This window comes from Salinicola sp. RZ23 (assembly GCF_003206675.1).
Classification (GTDB): Bacteria; Pseudomonadota; Gammaproteobacteria; order Pseudomonadales; family Halomonadaceae; genus Salinicola; species Salinicola endophyticus.
Window position 1 is genome coordinate 1 of record NZ_PZJK01000010.1, and the last position, 12,133, is coordinate 12,133.

9 protein-coding genes are annotated in these 12,133 nt (G+C 66.9%); 6 read left to right on the forward strand and 3 right to left on the reverse strand.

Going from position 1 to position 12,133, the window contains the following annotated elements; all coding sequences use genetic code 11:
- Positions 1-62: 62 nt before the first annotated feature.
- A complete protein-coding gene (locus DOM67_RS10535) occupies positions 63-749 on the reverse strand; it encodes a glutathione binding-like protein (RefSeq protein WP_110675619.1) in 687 nt (228 codons plus the stop codon).
- Between the two features lie 52 nt (positions 750-801).
- Positions 802-1,515, reverse strand: a complete 714-nt coding sequence (locus DOM67_RS10540) for a glutathione S-transferase N-terminal domain-containing protein (protein ID WP_110675621.1) — start codon at positions 1,513-1,515, stop codon at positions 802-804.
- A gap of 270 nt (positions 1,516-1,785) precedes the next feature.
- On the opposite strand from DOM67_RS10540, the gene DOM67_RS10545 reads away from it, so the two are divergent.
- The 6 genes from DOM67_RS10545 (at position 1,786) to DOM67_RS10570 (ending at position 10,935) form a co-directional block, all read left to right on the forward strand.
- Complete coding sequence (locus tag DOM67_RS10545) at positions 1,786-4,137, forward strand: FdhF/YdeP family oxidoreductase (RefSeq protein WP_110675623.1); 2,352 nt, start codon at positions 1,786-1,788, stop codon at positions 4,135-4,137.
- Positions 4,138-4,613: 476 nt separating this feature from the next.
- Positions 4,614-6,311, forward strand: coding sequence for an L-lactate permease (locus DOM67_RS10550; protein WP_110675625.1), 1,698 nt, complete (start codon positions 4,614-4,616; stop codon positions 6,309-6,311).
- Positions 6,312-6,558: 247 nt separating this feature from the next.
- The gene (gene glcD / locus DOM67_RS10555) at positions 6,559-8,058 is read left to right on the forward strand and encodes a glycolate oxidase subunit GlcD (RefSeq protein ID WP_110675627.1); all 1,500 of its coding nucleotides are present in this window, start codon (positions 6,559-6,561) and stop codon (positions 8,056-8,058) included.
- 23 nt (positions 8,059-8,081) lie between these two features.
- Positions 8,082-9,227, forward strand: coding sequence for a glycolate oxidase subunit GlcE (gene glcE / locus DOM67_RS10560; RefSeq protein WP_110675629.1), 1,146 nt, complete (start codon positions 8,082-8,084; stop codon positions 9,225-9,227).
- A 9-nt stretch (positions 9,228-9,236) separates the two neighbouring features.
- Positions 9,237-10,493 carry a glycolate oxidase subunit GlcF gene (gene glcF, locus DOM67_RS10565; protein ID WP_110675631.1) on the forward strand — a complete coding sequence of 419 codons (1,257 nt, stop codon included), beginning with the start codon at positions 9,237-9,239 and terminating at the stop codon, positions 10,491-10,493.
- Positions 10,494-10,533: 40 nt separating this feature from the next.
- Entirely contained in the window at positions 10,534-10,935 is a 402-nt protein-coding gene (locus DOM67_RS10570) for a heme-binding protein (protein ID WP_106419363.1), read from the forward strand.
- A 9-nt stretch (positions 10,936-10,944) separates the two neighbouring features.
- Here the strand turns inward: DOM67_RS10570 and rluF are convergent, their stop codons facing one another.
- Positions 10,945-12,027: a 23S rRNA pseudouridine(2604) synthase RluF gene (gene rluF / locus DOM67_RS10575; RefSeq protein WP_110675633.1), complete on the reverse strand. Its 1,083-nt coding sequence runs from the start codon at positions 12,025-12,027 to the stop codon at positions 10,945-10,947.
- Positions 12,028-12,133 lie beyond the last annotated feature (106 nt).

Consider the following 12,133-nt stretch of genomic DNA (forward strand, 5'->3'; position numbering starts at 1 on the left):
CATGCGTGATGAACCGATTTTAACGCCGTATTGCCGAGCGCAGGCATTTTGTAAGCACTCTCTCAGCGCCCGAACAAGTACCCGCGCGCCTCGTCGGTCATCGCCACATCGTTGTCCGGATTGACCTCCACCGCCCGGGCATAGGCCCGATTCACCGCGTCGCGCCGCTGGATCTGCTCGAACCAGCGCTGCAGCGCGGGGAAGTCGTCCAGCTCCTGGCCCTGCTTCTCATAGGAGCGAATCCATGGCCAGATCGCCATGTCGGCGATCGAGTAGTCGTCACCGGCGACGAAGTCGTTGTCCTCCAGCTGGCGGTCGAGCACGCCATAGAGCCGCGCGGTCTCCTTGGTGTAACGCTCGATCGCATACTCGATCTTGCGCGGCGCGTAGTGGCGAAAGTGATGGTTCTGCCCCGCCATCGGCCCCAGCCCGCCCACCTGCCAGTGCAACCACTGCAGCACGCGGTAGCGCTGGCGCCCGCTCTTGGGCAGGAACTTGCCGCTCTTGTCGGCGAGATACTCGAGGATCGCGCCGGACTCGAACAGCGCCAACGGCTGGCCGCCGTCGATCGGCGCGCGGTCGACGATCGCCGGGATGCGGTTGTTGGGCGAGATCTCCAGAAACTCGGCGCTGAACTGCTCACCCTTGGCGATATCGATCGGCCGAATGCGGTAGTCGAGCCCGGCCTCCTCGAGACACAGGGTGATCTTGTGCCCATTGGGGGTGGTCCAGTAGTACAGATCGATCATGGCCTGCTCCTGTCGCCGCTGGCGACGCGAGATCGCGCCGCCGCTATCGAACTCACACGTTCTGGTACGCCCCTTCGACATCGACGAGACGGGTGGCGTTGCGGCCCAACCCGTCGTAGAGATCGAGCATGCGCTGATACCAGGCATAGACCGGGTCGGCATTGGAGATCAGATCGGCCCCCGAGCAGACCCGCGCCCACATGAACATGCCCACCACCAGATAGTCGGCGGCCCCCGGCGCTTCACCGTCGAGGAACTCGCTCTCGTCGAGGCGCCCGCGCATCGGCTCCAGGGCGCGGTCGAGCATGGTCAGGCCCTGGCTCGGCGAGTGCATCTCTTCCAGGGTGCGGCCGAAGGCCTTCTCGCGCGAGGTGCGGAAGTAGTCGCGGTCGTCCGGGTGAATGGTGTTGAAGACATCCATCAGGATGGTGCGCACGATCCCGGGGGCCAGCGAGCGCTCGCTGTAGAACTTGAAGAAACGCGCGCGCTCCGCCGCGGCGCCCTCGCCCAGCAGCGGCCGCTCGGGATAGGCGCGATCCAGATAGCGCAGGATCTCGTAGCTGTCGACGACGGTCTCCTCGCCATCGACCAGCACCGGCACGCGCCCTTGGCCGGAGAAGGCGAGCGCCTCCTTGTCGGTGAACTTCCAGGGCACGAAGTCACACGCCAACCCTTTGTGGGCCAGGGCGAACTTGACGCGCCAGCAGTAGGGCGAGAACCGCAGCCGCTCATCGCGACCGCGAAGATCGAACATCTTAAGCGCCATGACAGGCATCTCCTCGTGACGGGAACTCAATGTGACAAGAGGTCAATCGACGTGACTCAGCATGTCCAAGGGGCCGATGGGCGTCAAACGGAAACTAGGCCCGCCCTGGTGCAATAGCGTCATGGACCAAGGCGGCTCGGGGCCAAGACCGAACTGGGCAAACGCGAAAGCGTTGCCATACTGTAACGGGTAGCCGCCACGGCATGGGTTCGCGATTGACTTGGCAACGCTGTGGCGGCAGTTCGCAGGTCGATCAAGGAGACCACGGTCATGTCACATCAACTCAAGGATGATGAACTGCACGGCAAGCAGGGCGAGCACGATGCCCCGGGCGGCGGCTGGCAATCGGTGCAGGCCACGGAGACCCATTTTCTGCGCGAGAAGGTGCCGTTCAAGGGCAACTCGCTGATGCTCAAGATCAACCAGCCGGATGGCGGCTTCGAGTGCCCCAGCTGCGCCTGGCCCAATCCCAAGAAGCCCGGCCCGCTGGAGTTCTGCGAGAACGGCGCCAAGGCGGTGGCGTGGGAAGCGACCGCGGCCCGCACCACTCCGGAGTTCTTCGCCCAGCACAGCGTGAGCGAACTGCTCGCCTGGTCGGATCACGCGCTGGAGAAGCAGGGTCGGCTGACGCACCCGATGCGCTACAACCCGACCACCGACAAGTACGATCCCATCGACTGGGAGACCGCCTATCGCGAGATCGGCGAGCGCATCCAGACCTACGACCCGACCCGAGTCGAGCTCTACACCTCCGGGCGCACCTCCAACGAGGCCGCCTTTCTGTGGCAGCTCTACGGCCGCATGATTGGCACCCACAATTTTCCCGACTGCTCCAACATGTGCCACGAGACCACCACGGTGGCGTTGCCGCAGAGCATCGGCGTGGGCAAGGCGACCACGGTGCTGGAGGATTTCGAGCACGCCGACTGCATCTTCCTGTTCGGCCAGAACGCCGGTACCAATAGCCCGCGCATGATGGGCCTGCTGCACGAGGCGCGCCTGCGCGGCGCCGAGGTGATCACCTTCAACCCGCTGCGCGAGCGGGCGCTGGTCAAGTTCGCCAATCCGCAGACGCCCAAGGACATGCTGACCAACCACGGTGTGCCGATCAGCAGCCAGTACCACCAGCTGCGCATCGGCGGTGATATCGCCGCCATCCAGGGCATCTGCAAGTACCTCATCGCCACCGACGACAACGCCCGCGACAACGGCGGAAAGCGGGTGATCGACCATGACTTCATCCACATGCACACCGACGGCTTCGAGGCCTTCGCCGAGCACTGCCGCCAGTTGCCCTGGGAACGCATCGAGCGTCACAGCGGGCTGACCCGCGCCGCCATCAGCGAGGCGGCGGAGGCGTGGATTCGGGCCGAGCGGGTGATCTGCTGCTGGGGCATGGGCATCACTCAGCACATGCGCGGCGGCGACAATATCCACCAGATCCTCAACCTGCTGCTGATGGGCGGCCATATCGGCCGGCGCGGCGCCGGCGCCTGCCCGGTGCGCGGCCACTCCAACGTCCAGGGCGACCGCACCGTGGGCATCTTCCACAAGTCCGGCAAAACCTTCCTCTCGAAGCTGGACGAGCTCTTCGGCATCGAGTGCCGGCGCGAACATGGCCATGACGTGGCGCTCTGCTGCGAGGCGATCCTGCGCGATGAGGTCGACGCCTTCCTCGGCATGGGCGGCAACTTCTTCCGCGCCATCGCCGATCAGGCCCGGGTCTGCGCCCATGTCGAGAAGATCCCGCTCACCGTGCAGATCGCGACCAAGCTCAACCGCAGCCATCTGATCCACGGCCAGGCCGCCTACCTGCTGCCGGCACTGGCGCGTACCGAGAAGGACGTCCAGGCCGGGGTCGAGCAGACCATCACCATCGAGGATGGCATGTGTAACGTGCAGGGCTCCAAGGGCGCGCTGGAGCCGGCCTCCCAGCACCTGCGCTCGGAGATCGCGATCGTCGCCGGACTGGCGCGGGCGACCCTGGCGCCCAACCCCAAGGTCGACTGGGCGTGGCTGGCCGAGGACTACGCGCGCATCCGTGACAAGATCGAGGCGAGCCAGCCGGAGACCTTCTACGACTTCAACCAGCGGCTCGCCGCCGACGGCGTGTTCCATCTCGATATCGCCGCCCGCGACCGGGTGTGGAACACCGACTCCGGCAAGGCGCACTTCCTGTTCCCGCAGGATCACCTGACCGAGGACGAGTCCGAACCCGGCGATGCCCACTTCCAGTTGCTCTCGATTCGCGGCCACGATCAGTACAACACCACCATCTACTCCTATGACGACCGCTATCGCGACATCTACGGCACCCGCATGGTGCTGATGATGAACCCCCGCGATATCGAGAAGCACGGCTTCGAGGCGGGCAACAAGGTGACCCTGAGCGCGCTCAGCGACGACGGCATCGAGCGCACCGTCTCCGGCTTCAAGATCATCGCCTACGACCTGCCCGAGAACTGTCTGGGCGCCTACTACCCCGAGGTCAACGACCTGATCCCGGTGGCCAACCGCGACACCGGCAGCAACACCCTGGCGGCCAAGTCGATTCCGGTGAACGTGACGCTGATGTCGACCGAGCAGATCGAGGCCGATACCGGCCTGCTCGCCACCGGCTGAGAGACCACCGGCAGCGCCCGAGACGTACGACTCGTTGGACACGCCATCGGCATGATGCGCAAGGACAGAGGCGCCGGGGGGATTCCCCGGCGCCTTTTTAGGTCTCTGCAGGCCGGCGGCCATGGACATCCGCGCCGTCCATTAGTCGCATCCTCGATACCCCGGCGGCCCCGGGATGCGCCCCGGCACCCCCATGCAAGCCTTGCGGCGTGAGGCCTGCGGGGAACACACCCCACGAACCACTCTGGTCTGACCACTTATCCACGGATGGCGCCCACCCGGCGGGCTGGCTATCGTGCCGGCATCCGTCCCTGCCACGCGGCAGGGACGGAGGACGGGCGGGCGAGGCAGCGGAGGACGAGGTGTTCCCGGTGCTCACACGCGGATCAAGAACACGATCGCGAAGACCGCTCGCCCCTGAAAACCACGCTTCCGAACAACCACGCTCTCATAAAAATCACACAAGGGCTTTCGCTATGGACCACACGGTGTTGTCACTGCTTGCCTTCCTGCCGCTGATCCTGGCCGGGGTACTGCTGATCGGCCTGCGCATGGCGGCGCGCACGGCCATGCCGATCGTGTTCGTGGTGGCGGTGCTGATCGCACTGTTCGCCTGGGACATGACCGCCAACCGGGTACTGGCATCGACCTTTCAGGGGTTGATCCTGACCGTGGCGCTGTTGTGGATCATCTTCGGCGCCATTCTGCTGCTCAACACCCTCAAGCACTCCGGCGGCATCATGGCGATCCGCAACGGCTTCTCCGGCATCAGCCCGGATCGCCGCGTGCAGGCGCTGATCGTCGCCTGGCTGTTCGGCTGCTTCATCGAGGGCGCCTCGGGCTTCGGGACGCCGGCCGCAGTGGCCGCCCCGCTGATGGTGGCACTCGGCTTCCCGGCGCTGGGCGCGGTGGTGGTGGGGATGATGCTGCAGTCGACCCCCGTCTCCTTCGGTGCCGTGGGTACGCCGATCGTGGTCGGCGTTTCCGGCGGGCTCAACCAGGCGGCGATCAGCCAACAGCTCGCCGCCGACGGCTCGAGCTGGGAGACCTTCTTCCGTCTGATCACCTCGGAAGTGGCGCTCACCCACGGCCTGATCGGCGTGTTCATGCCGCTGATCCTGGTCACCGTGATGGTGCGCTTCTTCGGCGAGAATCGCTCCTGGCGCGAGGGTCTCTCGATCGCCCCCTTCGCGCTCTTCGTCGGGGTCTGCTTCGTGGTGCCCTACATGCTGGTGGGGGTCTTCCTGGGGCCGGAGTTTCCGTCGCTGCTGGGCGGCCTGATCGGTCTGGCAGTGGTGGTACCGGCGGCGCGCAAGGGCTTCCTGCTGCCCAAGGATACCTGGGACTTCCCGCCGCGCTCGCAGTGGCCTGCCGAGTGGCTGGGCACGATCGAGATCAAGGTCGAGGATGTCGCCGGGCGCGCCCCGATGTCGACTCTGCGCGGCTGGATGCCCTATGTGATCGTCGCCGTGCTGCTGGTGGTCTCGCGTACCGTGCCGGCGGTCAAGTCAGCGCTCTCCTCGGTCAGCACCGGCTGGAGCAACATCCTCGGCGAACAGGGTATCTCCGGCAGCGTGCAGTGGCTCTATCTGCCCGGCGGCATCATCCTGATCGCGGTGATCTGCACCATCTTCCTCCACCAGATGCGCGCCAGCCAGGTCAAGGCGGCGTTCGCCGAGTCCTCGAAGACCCTCTTCGGCGCCGGCTTCGTGCTGCTGTTCACCATCCCCATGGTGCGCATCCTGATCAACTCCGGTGTCAACGAGTCCGACCTGGTCTCGATGCCGGTGGCGATGGCGCAGCTGGTGGCCGACGGCATGGGCCATGTCTACCCGCTGTTCGCCCCCGCGGTGGGCGCACTGGGTGCCTTCATCGCCGGCTCCAACACCGTCTCCAACCTGATGCTCTCGGCGTTCCAGTTCAACGTGGCCGAGGCGCTCGGCGTCTCCACTGCGATGATGGTGGCGCTGCAGGCGGTGGGCGCGGCGGCCGGCAACATGATCGCCATTCACAACGTGGTTGCGGCCTCGGCCACCGTGGGTCTGCTCGGACGCGAAGGCACCACGCTGCGCAAGACGATCCTGCCGACGCTCTACTACTGCCTGTTCGCGGGCATCGTCGGCCTGCTCGCCTTCTACGTGTTCCATATCGGCGACCCGCTGATGGGTGGCTGACCACCACCCGCCCCGGACCATGGCGATGTCCCGGCATCGCCATGGTCTGACCAATTAACAACATCTACGTCTTTTGGCTAATGGTGAGCCCCCTGTCGCTTTCTCACAATGCCAGAGATGAGTATGGAAATACTTTCCACAACGTTGCGCGGCACCGGCATCTCTTGGCAGAGGCGCCACGTGCGAGCGTCCGCAGAGACGCCGCTCCAAGACAAGCACCCCACGACTGCGACCCAGGGAGTAGACCGTGACCCTGCTCTACGATGAACGACTCGACGGCGAGATCGCGAGCGTCGACAAGCCCTCGCTGATGGCGGCGATTCACGCCGAGGCCCCGGCGCTGACCCTGCTGGCACGCGAAGAGGATCTGCGCCCGTTCGAGTGCGACGGGCTCTCCGCCTATCGCACGCTGCCGCTGCTGGTGGCGCTGCCGGCGACCCTCGACGAGGTGGCAGCACTGATGCGGGTGTGTCACGCCCAGCGCGTGCCGGTGGTGACCCGCGGTGCCGGCACCGGGCTCTCCGGCGGCGCGCTACCGCTGGCCAAGGGCGTGCTGCTGGTGATGTCGCGCTTCAACCGCATCCTCGAACTCGACCCCGAGGCGCGCCTGGCTCGGGTGCAGCCGGGGGTGCGCAACCTGGCCATCTCCGAGGCGGCCGCACCGCACGGGCTCTATTACGCCCCCGACCCCTCATCGCAGATCGCCTGCTCGATCGGCGGCAATGTCGCCGAGAACGCCGGCGGGGTGCACTGCCTCAAGTACGGGCTCACCGTGCATAACGTGCTCAGCGTCGAGATCATCACCATCGAGGGCGAGCGCATGACCCTGGGCAGCGAAGCCCTGGACGCCCCCGGTTTCGATCTGCTGGCGCTGTTCACCGGCTCGGAGGGGATGCTCGGGGTGATCACCGAGGTCACCGTCAAGCTGCTGCCCAAGCCGCAGGTGGCCAAGGTGCTGATGGCCTGCTTCGACGATGTCGAGCAAGCCGGCAAGGCGGTGGGCGATATCATCGCCGCCGGCTGTATCCCCGGTGGCCTGGAGATGATGGACAACCTGGCGATTCGGGCCGCCGAGGACTTCGTCCACGCCGGCTATCCGGTCGAGGCCGAGGCGATCCTGCTGTGCGAGCTCGATGGCGTCGAAGCCGATGTCCACGCCGACTGCGAACGTGTGCGCGAACTGCTCGAACGCGCCGGCGCCAGCGAGATCCGGCTGGCCCGGGACGACGCCGAGCGCCAGCTGTTCTGGGCCGGGCGCAAGGCGGCGTTCCCTGCCGTGGGGCGGATGTCGCCGGACTACTACTGCATGGATGGCACCATCCCCCGGCGTGAGCTGCCACGGGTGCTCAAGGGTATCAACGAGCTCTCCACGACCTACGGGCTGCGCGTCGCCAACGTCTTCCACGCCGGCGACGGCAACCTGCATCCGCTGATCCTGTTCGATGCCAATCGCCCCGGCGAGCTGGAGACCGCAGAGACCATCGGCGCCAAGATTCTCGAGCTCTGCGTCGAGGTCGGCGGCACCATCACCGGCGAGCACGGCGTCGGGCGCGAGAAGCTCAACCAGATGTGCACCCAGTTCGCCGCCGACGAGCTGACCCAGTTCCACGCGGTCAAGTTCGCCTTCGACGAGCATCGCCTGCTCAATCCGGGCAAGAACATTCCCACGCTGGCGCGCTGCGCTGAATTCGGCGCCATGCACGTGCATCACGGCGAGCTGCCCCACCCCGAGCTGCCCCGTTTCTAGTCGTTCGAGTCAGGAGATACGTGATGCCACACCCGCAGGACCAGCGCCCCGAATTCACCCCCGCGGGCCAGGCCGGGCCCACCCTGGACAGCGGCCAGGATCTGAGCGACGCGCTCTGCGAGCAGGTGCGCCAAGCCCACCGGGAGCGCACGCCGCTGGTGATCCAGGGCGGCGGTACCAAGGCGTTCTACGGCCGCCGGATCGCCGCCGAGACACGTCTCGACCTCGGCGAGCATCGCGGCATCGTCCACTACGATCCGGTCGAACTGGTGGTCACGGTGCGCGCCGGCACGCGCCTTTCCGAACTCGAAAGCGCGCTCGCCGCCAGCGGCCAGCGGCTGCCGTTCGAACCACCGCACTTCGGTGATACGGCTACCGTCGGTGGCATGGTCGCCTGCGGTCTCTCCGGGCCACGACGCCCCTGGAGCGGTGCGGTGCGCGACTTCGTGCTCGGCACCCGAGTGATCACTCACGACGGCAAACTGCTGCGCTTCGGCGGTGAGGTGATGAAGAACGTCGCCGGCTACGACCTGTCGCGGCTGATGGTCGGCGCCCAGGGTACGCTGGGGGTACTCGCCGAGGTCTCGTTCAAGGTGCTGCCACTACCGCCGGCGAGCGCCTGCCTGCGTCTGGAGATGGATGAAGCGCGCGCGCTCGAATGCCTGCGCGAATGGGGCCGCGAGCCGCTGCCGCTGAGCGGTGCCGCCTTCGCCGACGGCGTACTGCATGTGCGTCTCGAAGGGGGCGAAGGCTCGGTGGCATCGACCCGCGAGCGTCTGGGCGGCGACGCCGACGATGCCACCTTCTGGGAAGATCTGCGCGAGCAGCGTCTGGCCTTCTTCTCGCCCCAGGACCCACGGCCACTGTGGCGGCTCTCACTGCCGGCTCGCGCCCGACGCCCGGCGCTGGCGGGCGACTGGCTGTGCGACTGGGCCGGGGCCCAGCAGTGGCTGCGCAGCGACGAGCCCGCACCACACGTGCACGAGACCAGCATGGCTGTCGGCGGCCACGCCACACGCTTCGGCCCCGCCCTCGATGACGCCCCGAACGACGACGCCTCGCCGTTCTCGCCGCTACCCAAGGTGCTGGCGCGCTATCACCAGCAGCTCAAGACGCGTCTCGATCCGCACGCCATTTTCAATCCCGGCCGGCTCTACGCCGACTGGTGAGGAGCCACCATGCAGACACACTTCACCGACGCCGCGCGCGAACGGCCCGCGATTCGCGAAGCCGATCGCATCCTGCGCACCTGCGTGCACTGCGGCTTCTGCAACGCCACCTGTCCCACCTATCAGCTGCTGGGGGACGAGCGCGACGGCCCGCGCGGGCGCATCTATCTGATCAAGGAGCTGCTGGAGAGCGATGCCGGCGACGACCAGGTGACCCGCGAGACCCAGCTGCATCTCGACCGTTGCCTCACCTGCCGCAACTGCGAGACCACCTGCCCCTCCGGGGTCGAGTATCACAAACTGCTCGACATCGGCCGCGCCGAGGTCGACCGCCGGGTCGGACGCACCCCGCGCGAGCGCGCCCTGCGTCTGGGGCTGCGCACCGCGCTGGCAGAGCCCAGACGATTCCAGGCCCTGCTGGCCCTGGGCCAGACCTTTCGTCCGCTGGCGCCGGCGGCGCTGCGTGATAAGATCCCGCCGCGGCCGGCGCCGCGCCGGGCACGCCCCGCACCGGAGCGCCATCCGCGCCAGATGCTGATTCTGGAAGGCTGCGTGCAGCCGGGTCTGGCCCCTAACACCAACGACGCCACGGCGCACGTGCTCGACCGCCTGGGGATCGGCGTCCGCGCGGCGCGCGAAGCCGGCTGCTGCGGCGCGATCGACTTCCACCTCAACGCCCAGGAGGCGGGGCGTGCACGCATGCAGGCCAATATCGACGCCTGGTGGCCATTGATCGAAGACGGCGCCGAGGCGATCGTGCAGACCGCCAGCGGCTGCGGCGCCTTCGTCAAGGAGTATGGCGAGATGCTGGCCGACGACCCGGTCTACGCGGACAAGGCCCGACGCGTCAGCGAACTGGCCAAGGATCTGGTCGAGATCCTGCGCGAGGAGGATCTCGAGGCGCTGGTGGCCGATTCACCCGCCAACGACGCCCAGCGTCTCGCCTTCCACTGCCCCTGCACGCTGCAGCACGCGCAGAAGCTCGGCGGTGCGGTGGAGGGGGTGCTCACGCGCCTCGGCTTCGATCTCACGCCGGTACGCGATGCCCATCTCTGCTGCGGCTCGGCGGGCACCTACTCGATCACCCAGCCGGTGCTCTCGCGCCAGCTGCGCGACGCCAAGCTGGAAGCGCTGGAGGCGGGCCAGCCCGACACCATCGTGACCGCCAATATCGGCTGTCAGAGCCACCTCGACGGCGCCGGGCGCACCCCGGTGCGCCACTGGATCGAACTGGTCGACGAGCGTCTGGCCACATCCGACTCATGACCCTCGAATTCTTACCTTCAGCACGCACCGGAGCCACGCCATGAAAACCCAAGCCGTACTCGAACTCGCCGATGTCAACGCCCTGCTGGACAGCGCCCAGCGCGAAGCCGACGCCCAGGGCTGGGCGGTCACCATCGCCGTGGCCGACGCCGGTGGCCATCTGCTGGGCCTGCGCCGGCTCGACGGCGCCGCCCCCTTCAGCGCCGGCATCGCCAGCGAGAAAGCGCGCAATGCCGCCATCGGCCGCAAGGAGACCCAGGTGTTCGAAGAGATGATCAACAGCGGCCGCACCGCCTTCGTCAGCGCGCCCATGCAGGCGCTGCTCGCCGGTGGCGTGCCGGTGATCGTCGACGGTGAAGTGATCGGCAGCGTCGGCATTTCCGGGGTCAAACCGGACCAGGACGTGCAGGTGGCCAAGGCCGCGGTCAAGGCCATTGGCTGAGCGCCTGAGCTAGCGCTTCTTGCCGCTGCCCCGAGTGCGCTTGGCGGCAGGCATACTCGGCTTACCGCCGCGCCCCTTGGCCGCGGGCTTGGCGCCCGGCTTGCCCTTGGTGGCAGGCTTGCCCTTGGCGCCGGGTCTACCCTGGCCGACCGGCTTATCCTTGGCACCGGGTTTACCCTTGGCGGCCGGCTTGCCCTTGGCACCGGGTTTGCCATGGGTGCCCGACTTGCCCTTGGTGCCAGACTTTCCGCCACCGGCCGCCCTATCCTTGGCGTGGGGCTTGCCGCCCGCCGACTGACGCCCCTTGGCCGCCGGTTTCGCGGCTTTGCCGCTGCGCGCGGGCTTGGCCGCCCGTGCCGGCTCGGCCTCGCTGCCGGAATCACGCGTCAGCGCGATGAGCGTCTCGGTCTCCTGCGGCGAGAGATCCCGCCAGTCGCCCAGTGCCAGCCCCTTGAGCGAGATGTTCATGATCCGGGTACGGATCAGCTGCGTGACCTCGTAGCCGAAATACTCGCACATGCGGCGGATCTGGCGGTTGAGGCCCTGCACCAGGGTGATGGTGAAGACGAAGGTCGACTCGCGGCTGACCTGGCAGCGCTTGGTCACCTGACCGAGGATCGGCACCCCCTGCTGCATGCCCTCGATGAAGTCGTCGGTGATCGGCTTGTCGACGGTCACCCGATACACTTTCTCGTGATGGTTGTGCGCACGCAGGATCTTGTTGACCAGATCACCATCGTTGGTCAGCAGAATCAGCCCCTGGGAATCCTTGTCGAGCCGGCCGATCGGGAAGATGCGCGCGCCGTGCTTGACGAACTCGACGATGTTGTCCTTCTCGCTGGACTCGGTGGTACTGACGATCCCCACCGGCTTGTTCAGCGCGATCAGGACCCGATCCTCCGCCTCTCTTGGCTCGATCTCCTGGCCATTGACCTTGACCCGGTCCCCCGCCACCACCTGATCGCCAGTGGTAGCGCGGCGGCCGTTGATCCACACGTTGCCCTGCTCCACGAAGCGATCGGCTTCACGGCGTGAGCACATCCCGCTTTCGCTGATGTACTTGTTGATCCGGGTCGATTGTCGTAACGCCATAAAGGGTCGTCCAGCCAGAAGAAAGAGGGCTCGGCTGCGGGTAGCCAGCGGCGAGCCGGCACCGACCCGCAAAGCGCCAGTGAACCTGTCTAGTTTGACGTGTCCG